The organism is Nocardia ninae NBRC 108245, from assembly GCF_007990755.1.
Lineage (GTDB): Bacteria > Actinomycetota > Actinomycetes > Mycobacteriales > Mycobacteriaceae > Nocardia > Nocardia ninae.
In genome coordinates this window covers 112,497-131,920 of the sequence record NZ_BJXA01000016.1, presented here as the reverse complement: position 1 = coordinate 131,920, position 19,424 = coordinate 112,497, and the positions used below count along the sequence as shown (strand labels likewise).

Genomic DNA, 19,424 nt, shown 5'->3' with positions numbered 1-19,424 from the left:
TTCTTCATCACCGAGCTCCCTCTTGTCCGCGTCTTGAAGTACGTCGCCTGCGGCCAACTGGTGCGTCAGTCGCCGGGTCCTGGGTGCCTGACGGCGCGGCGGATCGGTCACCAGAAGGGCCGCTGTTGCCGTAACGCTCGCGGCTGAGGCTGCGGATCTGGGCGGCGAGTCCTGTCTTCGGCGGCGGTGGCAGCGTTCTTACGGCAGCCCAGCCGCTGGACTCACCGCCGGTAACCACGCGGGTGTAGGCGTGATGCATGGGTAGCTTCTGGAAGTCGACGGCGTCGAGTTCCGGTGCGAGCTTGGCGATGTCGGCGGCGTCCTTGGCGCTCTCCAGTCGATAGATCACTTTGTTCCGGGCGTTCGAATCGATCGATTCGAGGAGATCGGCCGGCATCTGTTTCCGGCTCTGATGGCTGAGGACCCAGCCGACGCCGTACGAGCGGCTCTGGCTGAGCGCATCGCCGAACGAGGTTGGCAGGTTGACGAACTTCTGACACTCATCGACAACAACGAACCCGGGACGCAGCATCGGCTGGTTCTCACCGGCGCGTTCCAGCGTTGCCATCCATGCCTCGTTGACAACCAGGGAGCCGATGAGCGCTGCGGTGATTGGGCCGATCAAACCGTCGTTGAGCGCCAGCAGCACAATTTTGTTGTCGCGGAAGATATCTCGCAGACGGAACCGTGGCCGCGGTTGGCCAAGCATCCGCGCGACCGATGGTCGGAGCAGATAGCGGCGCAATTTGTTCATGGGCGCGGCGATCATGGCGGCTTGAGCGTTTGGCGTGAGTTCGTTGTATGTCGCCCAAAAGCCCTCCAGCACTGGGTCATCCGAAACCTGACCGATGACCGATCGTCGGAATCGGTCATCAGCCAGCAGCGGTGGCAGATCGAGAAGAGTAAAGGGCGCACCGCGGCGGTGCCCTGCTCTCGCCAGAGTGAGCAATCCAGCAAGGAAGATGTCTTCAGTGCGCGGCCCCCATCCCTCGGAAAACACCGCTTTGAACACGGCCAGCAGCCCGTCGACCACGACGTCAGGATCACGGTCGCCCACATCGAGCGGATTGAACCCTGGCGCGAACGGGTCAGCTGGATCGATGATCACCACGTCGCCGATGCGGTCAGCCGGAATGCAGCGCGCCACGATGTCATCGATCAATTGCTTCTTGGGGTCGATGACCAGCAACGGATACCCCGCGCGGGCATCGGCCTCGCACTGGACCAGGACGGTCGTGCTCTTTCCGGATCCGGTGGGACCGAGAATTACTTGGTGCATCAAGGCGTCGGCAGCGCTGATCCCGATAGGCACGCCGGTGCCGGGAAGTGCCGTGTGCCCAATCAGGCGCTGGGCCTCCCTCGGAACACGTTTTGGCAGTATCAGTTTCGGATGGATTGGTGCGACGCCGGGCAATTCGCCATCACCGAGTGGCCAACCAAGCACACATGGCAGTTCAGAAGGTGTCAGCCGGAGCGACCATCGTCCAGTCGGCTTCGCCTTGTTGATGTGTGCGGAGCGGCTACGGCGGGCGACCACCCGGGAACCGGGCGGCTTCGCGTTGGACAGCGCCCCGATCAGGCCGCTACCGAGTCGCTTCGTGCGTTGTCGCGACGAGGCGTTCATGCCAATGCGGATTTCTGCCCGAAAGCCGTTGAGCGCCAGACGCTGTTCGATCTGCCGCGCCACCGCAGACGGGGCCGGATGTTGGCCTTGTGACAGTGCCCGCCACAACGAAATACCAGGATCCGGAATATGGCCGCGAACGGTTCGGCCCGGAGACGATGGGCCGAGGAGGAGCTGCACGACAAGGTGCTCACCCGCCAGCAGCCGTGCGTTGAGGGCTGACAGCAGTGCTGCCGTGGTGCTCTCCGCTGTTGCGTCGAGCAGGCCCAGCGGTGCCGGCTGAAACGTGATCGTGGCGGCGGTAGCAACGTCGATTCGTCGGTGGTCTGCAGTGAGAGGAAGGAGCCCGAGCCCAGGCAATAGGTCACTCAAGGTGCGGTGCACCCAGACGACGTGTTCAGGTGCCACACCGAGCAGTTGCCGGGTGCCCTCCTGATCGGCGCGGCTTTCCAGAACGAGCAGCGGTGTGGACGGATCAGCGGCCAACCGTGCGAATGGCTGCACGATGTCGTTCAGGCTGAGTGGCCGAGGAAGATAGAGCTGCGAAAACACCAGTGGGCCAGTCATGTTCGCTCCTCCGATTGACGAGCCTGCCGCTCTGCGGTGGTATCGGTGTCGTCGGCAGTGGCCTGGTTGTCTTGCTTCGCCGCCCCCAACTCCCCGGCGAGATCGAGCAACGCTCGGGCCAGCAGGTAGGTGTCGGGTGGGTCGTGGCGTTCGCCGCGGACGTAGATCCGACGTTCGGAGTTCTTGCGGTATCGACGTTTGGAATTACTCATCACTACCTCCTTTCTGGCGTGGCGCATGGCGTTTGCCACCCGTCACACACTCCGGAGCCGGAGGAAGTGAATACTTATGTATGACGGAAACTCGGCGCTGTTTCAACACGGATTGTGTATTGCACAACACTTTCCGATTTGCAGTTAATGAACTGTTCATCACCACGGTTGCCTCCGCTCTCGCCACAGCTGGGCGCCGACAACGACCGTGCCGACAACAATGCCGACACCCACGACCCACGGCCATATTTGGATCAGCAGATCGACAGCGATCGACAAGGCGACGATGCCGAACAGAATCATCAGGCAGGCTTTGAAGAACCACTGAACAGGATCCTTATGCTCCGAGCCGCTCATCGCGAACCTCCGCCGCGCAGATGCTTGCTGTCGGACGGCACCGGATAACCCGGGATCCTGATTGAGGAATCGATCTCGTTTCCCCAGGCCTGCCACCCTGGGTGTGAGCGGCGGGCGAACAGCTCCAAATATGGTCCGCTGCTGACCCTTTCGATGATTGCGTACTGCTCTTCGGGCTTGTGCGAGTGATCTTGCACTGGCGCGAAGGTCCAGGTCGGTTGCCCCCGGAAGTTGACCGGCGCGTTGCCACGCGTGCCGAGGATCAGGTGCTCGGTCATGTTGCGCAGGTACTGGCCGAGGCCCAGCCGGGTCTTTACCCAGGTGAGCGGCGACCGTGGCTCGAAGCCCCAGGATTCGAGTACGTCGTAGCCGTCGCGCAGCGTGGCGTTGGTGACCCAGATCCAGCAATGACTATCGTCCTCAACCAGATCGGCAACCGGCATGGACTTGATCTCGCGAAGAGTCATCAGGTTGTAATGCTGAATCGCGCCTCGTTGGCCCTTTTGGTGCGTATCCCACGGTGGGTCGGCGAGCACGCATCTGTAGCGCGGAGGTGCGGGTGGGAGAGGATATTTGGTACTCATTTTGTTGATCTCCTTCTTTCTGATTTTGGGCGCACGAATCCAGCAGTGGTTATCTGCTGCTGCGCTTTTCGCTATTGCGATGCGCGGGAATGTCCCTAGTTAATTACGGCGACGCTGCGGGGCTCAATCATCCGATCGGGCGACGCGTCGCGCGGAGCGACCGTGTGCGTCTGCGCCCTATACGTAGTGCTCGTCGGTAGTTCTGATTTAAATGTGGTAGCTGTTTGCGCGTTGTGCAATGAGCAACGGGCAGAGCGAATTTGCGCGTCAACTACTCCGGCCACCGATGCATCCACTCGATGGTGGAATCCGCGAGCGTGCCGGCGAGTTGCAGCACGTAGCAGGCCGAACTCGGGGCCATGTCCTGATGGACGTCGACGACATCCACAATCTCGGACAACGCTCCGGAGATGAGCGCGATGGCCTTGTTGGCCATGTGCTCGGCGGTGATCGGATGGTCACCCGGCGGAACATTGACGATGAAGTCGCTTGGCTTGCTGGTCGGTTCGTTGTGGTCGTACGGGTCGTTCATGACTGTGTCCTAGGAATCTTGATGGGAAGGGTTGATGAGGGTGAATCGGGGCTTGCGGCCGATCTCGCTTGGGGCCGGACCGTGACCGACAACCGTTGGACTCTGTTGCAGCGCGAGGTATTTCGCGGCCATCACCTGGGCGTGCGCGGCTTCGCCTTCGAACTTGTGGTGCAGGCGGATAAGGCGAGCTTGTTCCAAGAAGCGCTCGGCCAGCGCCAGCGGGAGTGACCGGGCCAGCCGGGCGTGGGCACGTAGTTCCCGCCGGTAGTCCTGCCGTGCCGCTTCGATCTTGTCGGCGACGGCATCGGCGTAGCGGAAGCTGTTGATCCAACTGCCAAGTGCGATACCGATAGCCAAGGCGCCGAAGACGTATCCCGACGTCTGGCCTTCGATGGCAGCGCGCAGGGCGAAGATGCCGACCGCGACGAACAGCGCGATGAGGGCGGCGACGATAGACGCCGCCATCACGTACTTCCGCCCGGCCAGCGGCCCGAGCAGCAGCGCCCGATACGGCTCAAGTTCCGCAGGCAGTGTGCCGTTGTCGTTCCGACGTTCTTGAGCCTGCTTCAGATACTTGAACTCAGTGCCCACCATCCCGGCCAGAACGGTTGCCACACTGGCTGACGTCGCCTGCATCAAGGCCAAGGCGGGTACTTCGCCGTACGAGATGGCTGCACCGCCCAGGCCCGCAATGTCACCGAGGAGCAGCAACAGGAGGCATACGAAGTACCCCCAGCGAGATCCCCTTCGGCGCTTCGCAAATGGCCCTAGCACCGCCTCCAACCTGGAGGATCGATCCCGAGCTGCGGTCACGATTGGCCAGTTCGCACCGATCAGGCTGTGACCCGTCTGACGGGCGGGATCCAGTCCTGCGGCGGTGGCCGCTGGCTTGGCGGCTGCTGCTTCTCCGGTGGCGGTGTGGCCGCGGAGCTGCTCGATCCCAAGATCGTCAAACTCCTTCTCCACGTAGAACTCCGACACGGTGGTCGGTCGCGGGACCGCGGTGGCCTCCTGCACCGGAGTGATTCGGGCCTGCTTCGCTTTCGCTTCCAGCAAGGCCGAACTGTCCACCCCGACGAAGCGCTTCATGCGCTCGACGAATGAGATGTGTCGCATCGCTAACGCCCCGCCCCATCAGTCACGACCACACAGCCTGCTGCCTTGGTCTGGGCACAAAGCGCGGTATAGAACGCCTTCAGCGCGTCGATGTACTGGGTCGACGGCGGTGAGCCCGCCACCTTCCCGATATCCGTCAGCCGCACATCGGCTCCCGAAAGGTCGGGCGCCGAAACCTGTTTCGCCAACTGCGCAGCCCGGTCCGGCGTGAGCGCCGGATCGGTGAGCGATACTCCTTCGGTCTGAACGCCGTCCGTGGTGATGACCAGGTGCAAGTCGTAGCGCGAACCGTTCGGATCGAGCTGTCGTTTGTATTCGCCGCTCAGGCCAAGTTGCGCACTAATATCCGTGCCGCCCGCCGGCAGCTTCGCGCTCACGACCGGCAGGTTCTTCTTGACCTCGGCCATCACCGAGTCTGTCACGGCGGGTTCGCGCCGAAACCGTGCATTGTCCGTTGCACCGTGCAGGCGCGGCTCGCCGTCGTAAACCGCCGCGGTCGAGGCGGACGATCCGGAGAACGCATCGACTCGAAGGTCTCCGCCGCAGATCGCGACCATGCGAACGAGATCGCGGACCGGATCGAGGCGACCGTCTTCGTCTGCGACGGCGCGGCGGCTGCCGCTCACGTCGATTGCTGCTCGCCCGGCAATTTGTCGTCCTTCCGGGCAGCTGGCCGCGATCTGCTTGGCCTCGGTCAGGTTGCGCGGTGCGCTACCGGATGAACAACCAGCCGCGGTCGCGGCCAGCAGCGCAGCAACTAGCCCGAGCTGTGCATGACGTGTGACGAGCGACAGCCTGGACCGGCCTGTCGCGAGTAGGGTTGTGGATCCCACTGGGTGCTCCTTGTCTGAATGTGGAAGTTCTGGATGTGGGAGAGATTTCGAGTGGTAGGGCGTGGTGCCGAGCTGCTACCTGGCACCGCGCCTGTTGGTGAGATCACCGTTCGCAGTACTTGAGCCACTGCCGAAACTCGTGATCGAGGAGGCCGTTCAGCACGCGAGCCTGAAGAACGGTCGTGGGCGCGGCTTCCTCGCGCAGTTCCACGAACTCATTGAGTTCGTCCCGGAACTGCTCCATCCGCCTGCGGACGAAGTAGATGATCTCGCTGGCGACGTCCGGGTAGTCCCCTTCGGGGACGTCGAGGACACGGTCGGTGGCCGGAGGAAGCTTGCGGGTGATCTTGAGGGCCATGAGGGCTCCTTGTGAGTGGTTTGGGTGGAATTGAATTCCAAAGTTATGCATCGCGCCCCGGACGGGAAGCGATGAACCAAATCTCTCAAAAGTGCCGAATGATTCCTATACGTTGACCGCCATACTTGACCGCTGACTAGTCCCCGCAGATGGCGGTCAAGTATGACGGTGAAGCCGGAATGGTCCCTGACCCGACAGCATTTGACCCAATATATAAATGATCCGCGATAGCACTTCGCCAAACGTAGGTATTGCAAATCTGCGTAAAGTATGTTTATCTATATACAAAACACTTACCTATATATGTCAGAGCAGCGCCTACCAAATCAGTCGGGAATAGATCTAGAGCATCGTGAACAACTGCCCCACTCGCTTGATTTTGGTCAATTCCAGCTAAAAGAAATCGTCGGCCTTACTGAAGCAGTCGTGGCACAGATGGGCGCTGTGGGAAATAATTACATGAGAGCGCAACGCGTAGCTCGCCTGAATGAAATCATCGAGTTTAGTTTGCTGCGAGCCGTCAACGAGGATGCTTATCAAGCAAGAGAATTACTCAGTGCAATGTCTGTTAACCCTGCGACCCGCCGAACCGCTGCAACGCTATTATTGCCAATGCTCCTCGAACATGATCGGCAGACACCAGGAGACGACGGGCTGACCGTCGCCCATTTGGCTTTGCCTCCAGTCCCACCTGAGCCGGAACGCGGCAACGACGACAAACTCGTGATAGACCTCGGCGCGCTCGACATCGCAGATATCGCTGCGCTAGACGAAATACTGTTGGATCAGTATTGGGCGGTCGACGAGCGTCAGAACTCCGAGCACTTTGCAATTGTGGGCGAGCTTGATACGGCAATGCAGAAAAGTATTGAACGGCTTATTCATGAAGATACTGCGAAGGCACAGGCGCTCTTCGAGGCAATGGCATCAAGCGATTCAGTCACCCAACAAGGACTTGCGGGCGACTACCTTAAGAAGTTATTGACATATGAGATCGAGACAAATGATCCTCATATGCGAATGTCAGCTGAACATCTCGAACGGCTATTCCGCGTTGAAGTAGAGGAAGAATTCAGGTACTCATACCACGAGATTCCTCCCGCAACGGAAGCCATAAGCAACCTTCTACATGAGGGACAGCTACCGGCAGATATTGAACAGCTCTTCTGCCGCGCGATCGATTGGGCCCACGAAGACACCGAGTAGATGGCATACTCTACGTGTGTCAGAGCACACAGACGGCGAAGCTGCGCACCCGAATCCCACAGACGATCAAGCACGCCTTGAAGAGGAATTGCGGAAGCTTGCCCGGCGGACGATCGATAAGACCTTTGAGTCGGGCAACAAAACGGAGCCATTGTTTCTCAACACTCTTTTCCGAATTGTTGAGACGCTTCATCCCGCTGACTGGACCACGGATAGTCGAAAAACTCACGCCATCAAGGCTAGGATGATTAAAGCAATCGGGATGCTGCCGAAGCGTCGAAAGATTCCCGATACTGATGTCTCATGGCACGACGCAGCCTCGATCATTTTCGGATTCACCGCGCTAGGGCCAACTGTCGAACGTCAGCTAGAAGGCATAGGCGGTGACTACAACAAACGGATTCGCCATCTTCAAAATATCGCGGCGTACACCAAGAGTGAACGCCAATTTGAGCGAGTTACAGCGTCAATCCGCACAGAAATTGCTCTGCGCCTGCGTGAGATGGAGGAATTTCATCTCACCCCTGCCGAAGAACTACCTGATCCTGGCTACGTGTCACGGCCCAGCCCGCAGAAAGAAATACTCAACGCTGTCCGGCGTGGCGACAAAATCGTATTTCTTCATGGAGACGCAGGCACAGGCAAATCGTCTCTCGCAGTAGCCATCGGGAAGCAGTTGGTGCGAGGTGCGCCAGATGTCAATACGTTGATAATTGACGGACAGTCAGAAGAAGCGCTTATCGATACCGTCGAGAGATTCATCGAAGAGCATGCGCGATCGGTTGACCTGCCAACGAGCATCCGCCCTTGGGCTGCACTTCGAACATTATTGGCCAGCGACGACGCTCCCCAGGTTACAATCCTTGACAACATCCAAGACTCAAACACACTTCGACGGGTCCTCCCCGTAGAACCTCGACATCGGGTCATTGTCACAAGCCGGCGCAAGCTTATAGCTGATCCGACTGCCGCCTCCGTCTTTGTTGGCAATATGGAAGACGAGGAGGCTCAGGAACTCGTAGCAGCACATGCACCCACGCTTGACAGTCAACAAGTCGCGGAAGTCGCGGAAATGCTGGACAATCGACCGCTTGCTATCGTCCATGGATGCGCATGCTTGTCGAGACGCCCATTCAACAACAACATTTCCGAGTTCAAGGCTGAGCTGCTGCGCGCACCCGAGATACTGGGCGGATATGGAAATGAAGACGATACAACTCTTCATCGCATTTATTCCGTAACCGTCGATCAACTTAGCCAACACCAGGACAGTTATTCACTGCTGTCGGTAATCGATATACTACTAGTGTTTGGTGGTCGTTTCCATGAATTCGACATTGTCGGCTCGTTACTGTATCCGCCCTCGCGCGCCGGTGATCCGACAAAAATAATTCCATATGACCAAGTGAAGTTTGATAAAGCAGTACGGATTCTTCAAGACCGGAGCCTGATTCAGCCGGGCGAGTTTGTCGTCATGCATGACCTAACAGTCCAGATGCTTCGGTCAATACGCAAGGCGGATTTGCAGGCCACTATTGCCACTCATATTCAGACACTCCTGTTCCGCCTGGACGTGTCGCTGGACGATTCCAGTGTGCCGCGATGGCTGGGGGGCTGGCCAGCTCCAACACAGTGGCGTCGCTTTGTAGCGCCGATTGCCGTGATCAGAAGGGTGATCAATTGGTTGGATAGAGCAGCATCTGCGAGTGATGGCGAGGCTGTTAATCTGCGCCACGTCCACCGATATTTGACTGCCGTCCACATTCGTCAGCTCAGGGAAATCGGTCAATTGTCGATTGGGCTGAAGGTAGAGCTGATAAAGAGTCTGGCTGACATTATTCACGAGCGGGACCCAGAAGTAGTTACGTCAACCACGCTAGTCCTGATGCGCGAACTAATCGACCTCGGCTACTTCGAGGATGTCAATATCATGCCTCAAAGTCCAGAAAAGAGCATTCTCGCCGACGAATTAATGATCGCCACTGGGCACCAGCCGGAATTAATGGCACTCCGGGCCGTCATGATCAGTGAATTTCGACCAATCGGTGAGTTAATCACTGCTCTGGGAAGCAGAGCACCCAATATTGAGCAAGTGGTCGCGATCTCTCGTCTCGCGCATGCCACAGGCCCCGGAATGAGATTGCACGCAGCATTCTACGCTGGCGTCTACAATCTCGAACAGGCTCATTGGCAGTACGCCGAAGACTGGTTTAGGAAATGCTTGGCCATGTGTCATGACCTAGAGAATGAATGGCCGGAGGCTATTAGCCTCCGACTGGCCTGCCATGAGAGGCTCATCGAACTCGGTATCTATTCAGGCAACTATCAGCTATGTCGTGATTTCATCGTAAGTGGCATGAAGCTAGTTGATGATCCCGATCTGAATGAAGACGTCTTTTTCGATCGAGTGCTACTCCATAGGTTCGAGCGAGTAGGAATGCTTGCGACTTTGGAGCTGGATTATCACCCGACAGCAACAGATCCAGCAGACAGAGCAGATTTGCAAACTGTGATCGATGACTTTTCTGACACGGTGTCCACATTTGAGGAACTGGGCATGGGTTTACAAACCCTGGAGACTAAGTTCATGAGGATCAAGGCTGGCGCATATGGGGGTATACCGCAGGAGCAGATTTGTAACGCGATAATGAATATCCATCAGGATCTCGTAGATATGCAAGTTCAGGTTGGCGCAGCAATATGTAGACTTTCGGTGATAAAGATGAAGCTTGCCGTCGCGGATAGCCGTGATTTACTGGTCTGCATCGAAGAGTTGATTCAGCTAGTATCTCTCTTCAAACAATTCAGTTCTAACTATTGGCATGCAGACGCTCTGAATACAATTTACGCGGCGTCACTAATTGCCAACGTTCCCGAGGAGACCATCCATGAAGCTCGTTCGACCGCGCGCTCGGCGCTAATGCAGATCGGCCGTACAGATAGATTCGAGTTGGCTAATGCAGTGGCCGCGAGTCGCGAGAAATCTCCGATGTTGTTGTGGATCTAATCGACCTCTGAGTCCATCACTCCCACAACCCGCCGCACGGCAGCACCTGAAGATCCGCCCGTACGTCATCGTCGATGGTAACCGTGAACTCCGGAACCCCCTGCGCCAGTTCATCAGCCACGTTCTGTGCCTGTTCAGCACTCGCCTTGTAGTCCAGACAAAGCGCACCCGACTCGATGTGGATGTGCCGGATACGCCGAGGCGGTTCCATCCTGCATCACCGCGGTTTGCTCAGGGAGGGCCTCACCCGGCCGGCGGCGATCAGAACTTGGAGTGCGGCAGCCTTTCTCGGGCAATGTTTTGCTCGGCAGTCCACATGGATCTGCATAGCATCGTGGGCCTGGGCAACGGTGAGGGGCGCAGTCGGTGCCTGGTGGGCTTCCTCACCGCACAGTGCGAGGAGCCGGTATATGGCGAGAGAATCCATGTCGGAGCACACCTTTCGTGGCGGTCGTTCGTGAGCGGCATTCGATACCGATGCGCGGTGCATAGTCGTGCGGTACGGCGTTATCCGGTACCGGTGCCCAAGTCCAGCTTTGGCCAGGTGGGCGGAAGGGGGTATACCGCGTTCACCCGCGCCGCTATGCGTTCGGCGTATAGCCCACCCCACACACGCGCAGTAGGCTCGGTTCGTTTCATCCGTTCTTCGGAAAAGCCCTGGTAAACGATATAATTGAGGTGAAAGGAACATTCGCTCCATGAGCGTGACCGTCGAGTCCCCACAGCAATCCAAGCCCCAACGCCACAAAGTCACTGGCGACGTTCACCTGCTGCTCCGCCGCGGCAACGAGGTGCTCTTTGGTCAGCGCAAAAACACCGGCTTTGAGGATGGAGCCTGGCACCTGCCGAGCGGTCATCTGGAAGCTGACGAGTCCGTCATCGACGCCCTGGTCCGCGAGGCAGAGGAAGAGATCGGCGTTGTGATCGCGCCCGCCGACGTGGCCTTTAGCCACATCATGCACAACGCGTCATCGGGCGGCCGGATGGCGTTCTTCTTCACCGTGCGCACCTGGCAGGATGAACCAACCAATATGGAGCCGGACAAGTGTGGCGGCCTGGAGTGGTTCGCTCCAGATGCCTTGCCAGAACACATGATCGGCTACTGCCGCGAGGCCATGCAGCACATCACCGAGAGCAAGCCCTTTTCGATTTACGGCTGGTAATCATGAACAATCCGCCCGGCCCGGTGGTGTGCGTCAGCTACTTGGCCTATGCGGAACTCTGGACGGTGCCTCAGTTTCCGCGCGTGAACCATGGGGCACCGATCAGAAGCATTGAGCAGTCCGTCGCGGCTGACGGACCGATGACTGCGGCGGCGCTTGCCTCGATGGGAGCGCCAACGCGCCTCATTGCCAACAACATCGGTGATGACGAGCGTGGCCAGTTTGTCCGCCGCTGGCTGAGCGGGCGTCACGTGACGCTCGATTCCGTGAGTCCCGATGTCGTCACACCGCGGATCGTCGTGGCCGCTGATGACGATCACACCCGCACCTGGTTCGCGCATCTGCCCGGCGTGGTTGCCAGCCTGGAGGAGGCGGATCTGGCGCCGGTCGTTGAGGCTTCGGTCCTTTACGTCGACTGCTACGAGATCATCGAGCAGGCAGCGCTTCGCGTGATCGACGCCGGCCGAACTGCCGAAGTGCCCATGCTGCTCAACCTGGGTGGCTCCGATCTCTCGGAAGCCGTCACTGTGGCCGTCGCCGGCTACCCGCACCTCCTGATCCAGACCAACGTGGACGATGCCGATCACCTCGAAGCACCCGGCATAGCCAAATCCCTACTGGCAGCGACAGATGCGCGGTGGGTGATCGTGACGGCCGGGTCCTTCGGTGCCGTGGCGGTCAGTTCCTCCGAAGAGGTTGCCATGCCAGCCTTTCCGGTCAACGTGCTTCATACCCACTGCGCGGGTGCGGCCTTCTCGGCCGGATTGCTCTACGGCCTGCGAGCTGGTTGGCCGATGGAGCGCAGCATGACGCTGGGATCAGCGAGCGGGGCGCTACGGTGCGCACGGCGGCAGGCCGAGCCGCTGCCCAACCTGGCAGATCTCCAGGTGGCAATTGCTTCGACCTCGTCAGATCAGCATCGAATTGGAGCATGAGCTGCTATGGAAGAGCGTGTATTGAAGCTCGATGTAAAGAGGCCATTTGGAAACCTGTTTCGCAGGAAGTGCGTCCTTATCGCGGCACAGGACAGCGAAGGGCACATCCTCATTGGCGCAAAGCCGCGCTTCTACCCGCCGACCATTTCTCGCCTGCTTGGCGGTGGCGTCGATGGCGGCGAGTCGTTTGTGCAAGCGGCTCTACGCGAGCTGGAGGAAGAACTTGGCGTGAAGCTGGAAGCAGGCAGCTTGACTCCGCTCGTCCTCTTTGAAACCTCGGCAACGGATGAGGACGGCAATGAGTACTACAACGAAACTGTCGTCTTTGGAGCTACTATCGGCGACCAGGCATACCAGCCCGGTGACGATGTCACACACATCATTCGGATGACACCCGACGAAGTCTATGAGCTCGGCGAACGCTACGAGCAACTACCTGATGCCCTGTGGCACAACGGCGAAGAAGGTCTCTACGCATGGTCGGATTATGCGAAGCTTTACGGCCCAATACACAAAGTGACTGCCGATAAGATCAAGGCAGCCCGGACTTTAGAAGGGTAAGCACATTTAGCGAATTTAGGATCGCGGTCAGAACTCGCCATTGACCGCGCGATCAAACATCATGCTCTCGTGCTCAATGTACTCGGCGACGGTTCCCTTTCGCAGATGCTCCAGCGCCAGCTCGACAGACTTCTTGCTGAAGTTGACCGGCAATCCCTCTTCGAGCCAGGGGTAGTAGGGAAGCGAGCGGAACCACTCTTCGATGCGATCTATCCTTGACAAGGCGTCCCGCGCATCCGCCCGTGTGAGAGCAGGCAGCCATGCTATGAGCTGGCCATTGAATTTACCGCGTTCCGTCACCATCGAATGGCGACCGTCTGCCCACTCGACCATCATGCCGTCAGCCAATCGTCCGCCACCTCCATGGAGGAGCGTGTTTCGGTACTCGCGGGCCAAGTAGCGTAGGTCGCTCTTCGCGACAGCATCCTCACTCGATTGCCGTCCCGCCGTTGCGGACGCAAACTGGTTGGCCCACTCATCGCGGAAGAGAGCGTTGACCGAGAATCCGGGCTCCAGCGCAGCCGGCGAGAAGGCGGTCAACAGGATGAGGCGATGGTGGACGAGAGAGAAGTATCCAGCCAGCAGCGCGGTCGTCAGGTAGGCAACCTCGTTGTCTCCATGAATCGGCTGGAAGAGGTCGAGCAATGCAGCTTCGAGGTCATCGCCACCGGCTGCGGATTTGCCTGCCGGAGCAGCATCTTTCGGCCCTTCGCGATCGTCCAGTGCTTGGTCAAGCTTCTCCCGGAAGTAGGACACGAACCCGGCGTAGCGGCCGTGCTGGTTCACGACGCGTACATCGTTCATCTGCCGCTTCCGTTCGATCCGCGGTTCGACCACTTGAGTCTGAATATTTTTGACAGCACTACCGAGCTTCGCCGCGATGTCAGTCGCCACGGTGTCGGCCTCGCCAGAATCCTCCGGTAGCCATATCGCAAGCTTGATGCCCGACTGCGCGAGTCTGATGGCGCACGGAACCGAAGCGCACGAGAATTCGAGCTCCCAATTAACCTTCTCCCCGACTGGTACCTGCACTGCTCCCCGGGTGAGCAGCGAGAGGTGTAGCAGCTCGCTCATCACCGCGAAATTGAAGTCCAAGGAATGGTCAGTCTTGCGGAGCCCGGTCTTGTCCAAGCCCGCCTGAGGCGGGCCAAAGTCGCGAAGCTGCCGGGTACTGAGGTAGAGCAGTGCGTTGGCCAGCTCGTCGGCGTGCGACATGGCACTATCCCTTCTCCCCCGGCCCGTAGCCCGGGCTGGAGCGCGGCGTTGAAGCAGGTCCGGCGCGATACCGCCTACAACGTATGTACGGTCCGCCTGCCGAGCCGTTACATCATTTCCGCTTGAAAATTGAGCTGCTGCATATAAGGCTTCCAATTCTGCTCATGCTTGCAATTTATGCAACCTTGTCTCATAATCCACCGCTGGCGTGAGCGGCAATAAATTTTCGCCGTAATATCCTTTCCGTTTCGGCCCAATGTCGAAGCAATGAGAAAGCTATGCATCTCGCCAGCAATCCACGGCATCGCTCTTTGCGCTCTGCCAAAACCCGAAAGGGAAAGCAATGGCTTGCAAGAACCCCCGCTGTGACTCCGGCAACTACCTCTGCGGCAAATGCCGCCGGCAGTTCCCGGACGCAGCCCGAGCGCTCGATGCTCGGATGAAGGAGGCCCGGCGTTCCACGAATCGCCAGCCCAACACCTTCCAGAAGAAGCGGCCGGACGGCACCACGCTCTACGGACCGGAGGGCATGGACAAACGGCCGGGCAACAAGCACGGCCACCGCGGCGACAACTTCGATCGTTCGCCGCACAGCACCATCGGCTCCGCGGCCATCGATGATGCTCACACCTACGACGAGCATCGCGACGACCGTACCCACCGCTGGTGAAAACCGCTGGCCCGACCGTAACTGGTCGGGCCACGCGGCCACTACATTTGTAATAATAGTTTGTATCAAGGAATTATTTATCATGACCGTACACATCAACCCAAAACATTTAGATATGTCTGAGCTTCGCCAAAAGGTATGGGCCAAGCCGTCAACCCCGGATGTGCGCCCATACCTCATCGAATATATGCGTCGAGAAATGGATCGTGCACGAGCTCTTACGAACCGGGAGTTGCTGTCCGGGAAGGGTGGCGATGTATCCGCGAATATATGCGGTGCTCTTATATGGCCATCTGTTGTAGCGGATGATGAGATAGGCTGGCTTACTGAGAAATCAGAACCAGAGCTATCACGTGCTCTCGACCTCGCATGCAAACTTGACGTTGACGACGACCAAGCTGCCTGGGATGAGCTGTTTCAGATTGTAGAGAAACTGCAATAATTTGAGGCTTGCTCATGGGCGCTGGCGTTCTTCTACGAGGTCATCGTTCATCACCCAAACGAAGGCAACTCCGCTGCGCGGCATCGCCCACCCGTCGAAGTGCAAGCCCACCACTCTGCCGGGCACCGTATCCGGTGTCCTTGTAACGATGCCCTTTTGGCTGCTCGCGATGAAGTCGACCATATTGACGTAGGCGACGTCCGCGTCGGTGTAGTCGAGCTCGATGTCGATGCCGCGGGACGGTTGCTCCACGTCGAGGTGCAGTAGGCGGTTCTGCGGCGCTGGTTGGAGACGGTAGGTGTAAGAGATCGTTCGCGGTTGCCGTCGCTCATCCTCAGGGATATCGAGGTTGACCGTGTACGTCTGAGATCCCTTGCGTGCGCTGCGGCGAATCGGCCGTTCTTCACCGTCGACCGTGAACTGCACCAGTTCGAACGCCTCCTTCGAGCCAGCGTCCAGCGTGCTCGTTGGACGGTAGTACCACGCGAAGGTGGAAGCGGGATCCTGCGCCAGCTCCCGGTATTCATCAATGTCCGACACGGATACGAATCGCCTGACCCGACTTGAGGGCACGGTGGTGTACTCGTGGCGCACAGTGATGACCATCGGCGATGGAGCAGCAGTCGACTGCTTCCCGACCGCGGGCCCGTCAGGTGATGGCCCAAAGGTGCTCAACCGGATCGAAATCTTGACATCGTGCCAGCGCTCCACAGACTTCACTGCTTGGTCGCGAATGTCGGCGTAGAGCTCGCGCGCAAAGTCCTTGTCCTGGAGGCGCATTGCCAAGCTATTGCCGATGATGCTGTCGAGCAGTTCGGGCGTTGCGACGCGGCGCAAGTCCTCATCTTCGAAGGCGAACCCCTTGATCACGGCCGCCTTCATCGCGGGCGCTTGCTCCACGAATAACCGCCGGAGGCGTTCGTCGTCGGCTTCCCGTTTTTCACGTTCGAAGTACGCATCGAGCCAGATGGAGAAGACTCCGGCGCCGATCAGTACGGCGCCCAGTTCACTCCACGGGATGACGCCAAGCCATGCCAACTCTCGCATTGTCGGGATGGACTTGCCGACCGCTATGAACGAGGCTCCAGCGACCACCAGCACCAGACCGGCGAGGATCTTCTTGGTTCGTTGGAAGCGGTGCAGAGTGTCGTTCATATATGTCGCAACTATTGTATCAAGTCGCGGCGCGCGGGCATAGAGCGAAGAAATGGCGAGGACCCGAGTGGGTCCTCGCCATTTCTACGATCACTCACGTCGCACTAGCCGTTTCCGCCAGTGAAGCCGTTGCCGCCCATAGTGTCACCTCCCTTCATGTCGGCCCTGACCAAGTGGCAGGGCAGTGTCAGGCTGGTGAGCGCCGCGCGCTGTCAGCAGCCGCTGCGCATCGAGATTGGTGGCGCTAGAACAACTTCCACTCGGTGAGCTGGTCGCTCACCTCCCGTAGCCGTTCCGCTCCCATTCGCTTGCGCGCCGTCTCCTCCGCCGACTCGTCCTTCTGGCCGTACTGCCACCACGCCTCGCCGGTCTTTCGGTCCATCACCAAGAAGCGGTCCTTCACGGCGGGGCCGCGGATCACCAGGCTCACGGTGTAGGGCTCGGCCACTACCGCGTGGACCATCGAGTGGTGCAGGGCGTAGGCGGTGCCGACCGGTTCCTCCCGGACATGCAGTACTGGCAGCTTGTTCGGCTCCACCTGCTCATCCACCTCGGCATTCCCGAACAGAAAGTGCCGGTACTGGCCGCGCAGGATGCGGCTGGCGTACGACCAGCGGTGGTTGTGTGGCCGGTCGAAGTAGCCGGGCAAGAAGATGTGCAGCCGGATGCGGATGTCGGGATTGTCGCCGCTGTGCAGCACGATCTTGTCCAGGATGTCGTAGTGCTCGCACATAGCCATCAGGTCCGGCCGGTTGGGCAGATCGTCCAGCCGTGCACGGACGATTCCGGGCTCGGCAGCGAGTTCATTCAAGGCTTCGCGGCAGTTGAGTTCAACATCGTCGATGTCGTTCCAGTCGATCCAACACAGGTTCTCCGCGATGCGGTCCATCTCGTCCACGTCGGTTCCTCATTCCTCGGGCTTGGCGCTGGATTTCCACAACCGGCAGATCGGCACGATGTCGTCGTAGGCCGTGCACGAGGCGCTGCCCATCACCAGTTCCTCGGCCGGGCAGCCGCCCTGGCATGCACTGGCTTTGCAACCGCCGCAGGAACTTTCGGCCAAGGCGCTCGTAAACAAATCGAACTCATTGGTGCCGTGGTTCAGCTGCACCTGGCCGTCGACCATCTGGGCGAAGTGCAGCTCGGTGTCGAACAGGAACGAGCAGACATAGCAGCGGCCGTCCGGAAAGATTGAAATCCGATCCAGCGTCCGGCCGATGCATCCTTGGTAGCCTTCGGCCGCGTAACGCTCCATCTGATCGCGCCGGGCGTAGGTCGGCTGGTACCACACGCGCGTCTTGTATTGCGGCGCAACCTCATTCAGGCGGTCGCAGAATGTGACCCACTCCAGCGGATTCATCGCCATATCCGCGTTGCCGTGCCCCGTGCCGATGGTCGAAAAGACATGGAACTTCACCAGACTGACGCCCAGGTGATCGGCGATGTCGAGCAGTTGCAGCACGTCTCGCTCATTCGCCTTGCTGACTGTGCAGATGATGCGGGCGTCGAAGCCGCGCCGGGTGACTTCGGCTGTGGTTTCCAGCGCCTGAGTAAAGGTGCCCGCACCGCGAATCGCGTCATGGCTCTCGCCGCTGCCGCCGTCCAGACTGACCTGGATGTAGGCGAAGTCGTCAGGTTCGAGTTGGCGGAACCGTCGCAGGGCCGGCTTCTGGGCATTGGTGGTGGTGATGACGTGCCCGTAGCCGAGCTTGCGACTCAGGCGGATCACCTCGCAGTAGTGCGGGTGCAGGGTCGGTTCACCACCGAGGATGGTCAATTTGTCGCCGCCCATCCGCCGCCAGGTGGTGAGCGTGTCCACGATCTGCGGCAGCGGCATCTTGAGCGCACGGTCCAGCCGTTCCCCCATGTAGCAGTGCTCGCAGCGCAGTTGGCAGGCTTCGGTGATGTAGAGGTAGACGTTGCGGAACCGGCCATAGGCCACACGGTCGATGCGATCCGGTTCGGGGAGATTGCCGCCGCGTGGCATTCGGCCATGGCCGTAGCCGTCGCTATTCGTTCTCAAGCTGGGGGCGGGCAGATCAACAGTGGTCATAGCGAGACACTCCGGGAGATAAGCAGCGGAGCAAGCAGATTCGCCGCCCCGTCAATGGTGTTGGTGGTGTCGAGTTGGGTGACGGCGACACCGGAATCGGTAAATCCGGCGCGGATACCGGCTGCCGCCTGGTGATAGCGCTGCATCCGCGCCTTGAACAGGCGAGGCGAATCCCCGCGTCTCGGATGCAGCACTCCGCGGCAATGCGCGCACTGCCAGGGGTCGTCGTCGCTCGGAATAGCCGGCAACCGAGGATCGGAGATCGGATCGCGCTCACAGCGATGGCAGACCTTCCGGCTCCGTGATCGCTGCTTCAGGGTTTTGGCGTCGGTCAGGAGTTCGATCGCCTCGACGTGGCAGGCCGGTGCCGCCGCTCTGACGGCGGCCAGCAGCTGGTCGACCTGGTTCGCCGAACCGGGGAAGTTGTCCAGCAGCACGGTGTGGATACCGGGGTTGGACGCGGCGCCTGCGAAGTACGAGCGCACCGCTTCGCTCACCGTGAACTCATCGATCCAGCCCAGCCGCTCGCTGCTGGCGGCCGTCGCGGCGAGCGCTTCTTTGGATATGTGCTCCCGCAACCGAAAGATCCGGCGTCCGGGATCGCATCCGAGTCGCAGCGTCAGGGTTGTTTTGCCAGCGGCTGGCGGGCCAAATATGGGGACTACTAGGGACAATGCCACGGCCTACCCCTTTCCTAGCGGCCATTTTTCGAGACTGGCCAAGGGTGGCCCGGAGGGCCGAAAACGGCCACGACAGGGGCGAATAGGGGGTATGTATGAAACGTATAGTTGGCGGTGTCAAGCCCTGGTAGGGTCACGCGACCAAAGGCAGAAG

At 59.4% G+C, this 19,424-nt stretch carries 21 protein-coding genes; 7 read left to right on the top strand and 14 right to left on the bottom strand.

What is annotated here, in order from left to right; genetic code table 11:
• Positions 1–7 precede the first annotated feature (7 nt).
• From NN4_RS15085 to NN4_RS15050, 8 genes are all read right to left on the bottom strand, one after another.
• Positions 8–2,191: a type IV secretory system conjugative DNA transfer family protein gene (locus NN4_RS15085; protein WP_147130933.1), complete on the bottom strand. Its 2,184-nt coding sequence runs from the start codon at positions 2,189–2,191 to the stop codon at positions 8–10.
• Complete coding sequence (locus NN4_RS15080) at positions 2,188–2,403, bottom strand: hypothetical protein (protein ID WP_147130931.1); 216 nt, start codon at positions 2,401–2,403, stop codon at positions 2,188–2,190. The genes NN4_RS15085 and NN4_RS15080 overlap by 4 nt, the downstream gene beginning before the upstream one ends.
• Positions 2,404–2,562: 159 nt before the next feature.
• On the bottom strand, positions 2,563–2,760 hold the full coding sequence (locus tag NN4_RS15075; RefSeq protein ID WP_147130928.1) for a hypothetical protein: 198 nt from the start codon (positions 2,758–2,760) through the stop codon (positions 2,563–2,565).
• Positions 2,757–3,344 carry an MT-A70 family methyltransferase gene (locus NN4_RS15070; RefSeq protein WP_147130925.1) on the bottom strand — a complete coding sequence of 196 codons (588 nt, stop codon included), beginning with the start codon at positions 3,342–3,344 and terminating at the stop codon, positions 2,757–2,759. Before NN4_RS15070 ends, NN4_RS15075 begins: the two co-directional genes overlap by 4 nt.
• A 271-nt stretch (positions 3,345–3,615) precedes the next feature.
• On the bottom strand, positions 3,616–3,876 hold the full coding sequence (locus NN4_RS15065) for a hypothetical protein (RefSeq protein WP_147130923.1): 261 nt from the start codon (positions 3,874–3,876) through the stop codon (positions 3,616–3,618).
• Between the two features lie 9 nt (positions 3,877–3,885).
• Entirely contained in the window at positions 3,886–4,992 is a 1,107-nt protein-coding gene (locus NN4_RS15060) for a hypothetical protein (protein WP_186818439.1), read from the bottom strand.
• 2 nt (positions 4,993–4,994) lie between these two features.
• The gene (locus NN4_RS15055; RefSeq protein ID WP_147130919.1) at positions 4,995–5,825 is read right to left on the bottom strand and encodes a hypothetical protein; all 831 of its coding nucleotides are present in this window, start codon (positions 5,823–5,825) and stop codon (positions 4,995–4,997) included.
• 103 nt (positions 5,826–5,928) lie between these two features.
• Positions 5,929–6,183 (bottom strand): hypothetical protein, encoded by a 255-nt coding sequence (locus NN4_RS15050; RefSeq protein WP_147130917.1) that lies wholly within the window; start codon positions 6,181–6,183, stop codon positions 5,929–5,931.
• A gap of 303 nt (positions 6,184–6,486) precedes the next feature.
• Between NN4_RS15050 and NN4_RS15045 the strand changes: the two genes are divergently transcribed.
• Positions 6,487–7,389 (top strand): hypothetical protein, encoded by a 903-nt coding sequence (locus NN4_RS15045; RefSeq protein WP_147130915.1) that lies wholly within the window; start codon positions 6,487–6,489, stop codon positions 7,387–7,389.
• Between the two features lie 16 nt (positions 7,390–7,405).
• Positions 7,406–10,396, top strand: coding sequence for an NB-ARC domain-containing protein (locus tag NN4_RS15040; protein WP_186818438.1), 2,991 nt, complete (start codon positions 7,406–7,408; stop codon positions 10,394–10,396).
• A gap of 16 nt (positions 10,397–10,412) precedes the next feature.
• Here NN4_RS15040 and NN4_RS15035 read toward each other — a convergent pair whose 3' ends face one another.
• Positions 10,413–10,607 (bottom strand): hypothetical protein, encoded by a 195-nt coding sequence (locus NN4_RS15035; protein ID WP_147130910.1) that lies wholly within the window; start codon positions 10,605–10,607, stop codon positions 10,413–10,415.
• Between the two features lie 487 nt (positions 10,608–11,094).
• On the opposite strand from NN4_RS15035, the gene NN4_RS15030 reads away from it, so the two are divergent.
• From NN4_RS15030 to NN4_RS15020, 3 genes are read left to right on the top strand one after another with little or no spacing between them, the layout of a single operon-like run.
• Positions 11,095–11,559, top strand: coding sequence for an NUDIX hydrolase (locus NN4_RS15030; RefSeq protein WP_147130907.1), 465 nt, complete (start codon positions 11,095–11,097; stop codon positions 11,557–11,559).
• Between the two features lie 2 nt (positions 11,560–11,561).
• The gene (locus NN4_RS15025) at positions 11,562–12,494 is read left to right on the top strand and encodes a carbohydrate kinase family protein (protein ID WP_147130905.1); all 933 of its coding nucleotides are present in this window, start codon (positions 11,562–11,564) and stop codon (positions 12,492–12,494) included.
• A gap of 6 nt (positions 12,495–12,500) precedes the next feature.
• Entirely contained in the window at positions 12,501–13,055 is a 555-nt protein-coding gene (locus NN4_RS15020) for an NUDIX hydrolase (protein WP_147130903.1), read from the top strand.
• A gap of 27 nt (positions 13,056–13,082) precedes the next feature.
• Here the strand turns inward: NN4_RS15020 and NN4_RS15015 are convergent, their stop codons facing one another.
• Positions 13,083–14,270 (bottom strand): hypothetical protein, encoded by a 1,188-nt coding sequence (locus tag NN4_RS15015; protein ID WP_147130901.1) that lies wholly within the window; start codon positions 14,268–14,270, stop codon positions 13,083–13,085.
• 343 nt (positions 14,271–14,613) lie between these two features.
• Between NN4_RS15015 and NN4_RS15010 the strand changes: the two genes are divergently transcribed.
• Positions 14,614–14,940 (top strand): hypothetical protein, encoded by a 327-nt coding sequence (locus NN4_RS15010; protein ID WP_147130899.1) that lies wholly within the window; start codon positions 14,614–14,616, stop codon positions 14,938–14,940.
• 82 nt (positions 14,941–15,022) lie between these two features.
• On the top strand, positions 15,023–15,382 hold the full coding sequence (locus tag NN4_RS15005; RefSeq protein ID WP_147130897.1) for a hypothetical protein: 360 nt from the start codon (positions 15,023–15,025) through the stop codon (positions 15,380–15,382).
• 12 nt (positions 15,383–15,394) lie between these two features.
• On the opposite strand, the gene NN4_RS15000 is transcribed toward NN4_RS15005, so the two are convergent.
• From NN4_RS15000 to NN4_RS14985, 4 genes are all read right to left on the bottom strand, one after another.
• Positions 15,395–16,537 (bottom strand): hypothetical protein, encoded by a 1,143-nt coding sequence (locus tag NN4_RS15000; protein ID WP_147130895.1) that lies wholly within the window; start codon positions 16,535–16,537, stop codon positions 15,395–15,397.
• A 244-nt stretch (positions 16,538–16,781) separates the two neighbouring features.
• The gene (locus tag NN4_RS14995) at positions 16,782–17,426 is read right to left on the bottom strand and encodes a hypothetical protein (protein WP_147130979.1); all 645 of its coding nucleotides are present in this window, start codon (positions 17,424–17,426) and stop codon (positions 16,782–16,784) included.
• A gap of 18 nt (positions 17,427–17,444) precedes the next feature.
• Positions 17,445–18,590 (bottom strand): radical SAM protein, encoded by a 1,146-nt coding sequence (locus NN4_RS14990; protein WP_147130893.1) that lies wholly within the window; start codon positions 18,588–18,590, stop codon positions 17,445–17,447.
• The gene (locus tag NN4_RS14985) at positions 18,587–19,168 is read right to left on the bottom strand and encodes a hypothetical protein (RefSeq protein ID WP_246180885.1); all 582 of its coding nucleotides are present in this window, start codon (positions 19,166–19,168) and stop codon (positions 18,587–18,589) included. Before NN4_RS14985 ends, NN4_RS14990 begins: the two co-directional genes overlap by 4 nt.
• Positions 19,169–19,424: the final 256 nt, after the last annotated feature.

Coding starts and splice junctions, on each gene's coding strand:
- NN4_RS14990 (WP_147130893.1), bottom strand. CDS start 18,590: ATGACCACTGTTGATCTGCCCGCCCCCAGCTTGAGAACGAATAGCGAC.
- NN4_RS15065 (WP_147130923.1), bottom strand. CDS start 3,876: ATGAACGACCCGTACGACCACAACGAACCGACCAGCAAGCCAAGCGAC.
- NN4_RS15050 (WP_147130917.1), bottom strand. CDS start 6,183: ATGGCCCTCAAGATCACCCGCAAGCTTCCTCCGGCCACCGACCGTGTC.
- NN4_RS15005 (WP_147130897.1), top strand. CDS start 15,023: ATGACCGTACACATCAACCCAAAACATTTAGATATGTCTGAGCTTCGC.
- NN4_RS15035 (WP_147130910.1), bottom strand. CDS start 10,607: ATGGAACCGCCTCGGCGTATCCGGCACATCCACATCGAGTCGGGTGCG.
- NN4_RS15000 (WP_147130895.1), bottom strand. CDS start 16,537: ATGAACGACACTCTGCACCGCTTCCAACGAACCAAGAAGATCCTCGCC.
- NN4_RS15045 (WP_147130915.1), top strand. CDS start 6,487: ATGTCAGAGCAGCGCCTACCAAATCAGTCGGGAATAGATCTAGAGCAT.
- NN4_RS15010 (WP_147130899.1), top strand. CDS start 14,614: ATGGCTTGCAAGAACCCCCGCTGTGACTCCGGCAACTACCTCTGCGGC.
- NN4_RS15020 (WP_147130903.1), top strand. CDS start 12,501: ATGGAAGAGCGTGTATTGAAGCTCGATGTAAAGAGGCCATTTGGAAAC.
- NN4_RS15015 (WP_147130901.1), bottom strand. CDS start 14,270: ATGTCGCACGCCGACGAGCTGGCCAACGCACTGCTCTACCTCAGTACC.
- NN4_RS15075 (WP_147130928.1), bottom strand. CDS start 2,760: ATGAGCGGCTCGGAGCATAAGGATCCTGTTCAGTGGTTCTTCAAAGCC.
- NN4_RS15030 (WP_147130907.1), top strand. CDS start 11,095: ATGAGCGTGACCGTCGAGTCCCCACAGCAATCCAAGCCCCAACGCCAC.
- NN4_RS15085 (WP_147130933.1), bottom strand. CDS start 2,191: ATGACTGGCCCACTGGTGTTTTCGCAGCTCTATCTTCCTCGGCCACTC.
- NN4_RS15025 (WP_147130905.1), top strand. CDS start 11,562: ATGAACAATCCGCCCGGCCCGGTGGTGTGCGTCAGCTACTTGGCCTAT.
- NN4_RS15060 (WP_186818439.1), bottom strand. CDS start 4,992: ATGCGACACATCTCATTCGTCGAGCGCATGAAGCGCTTCGTCGGGGTG.
- NN4_RS15070 (WP_147130925.1), bottom strand. CDS start 3,344: ATGAGTACCAAATATCCTCTCCCACCCGCACCTCCGCGCTACAGATGC.
- NN4_RS15080 (WP_147130931.1), bottom strand. CDS start 2,403: ATGAGTAATTCCAAACGTCGATACCGCAAGAACTCCGAACGTCGGATC.
- NN4_RS14995 (WP_147130979.1), bottom strand. CDS start 17,426: ATGGACCGCATCGCGGAGAACCTGTGTTGGATCGACTGGAACGACATC.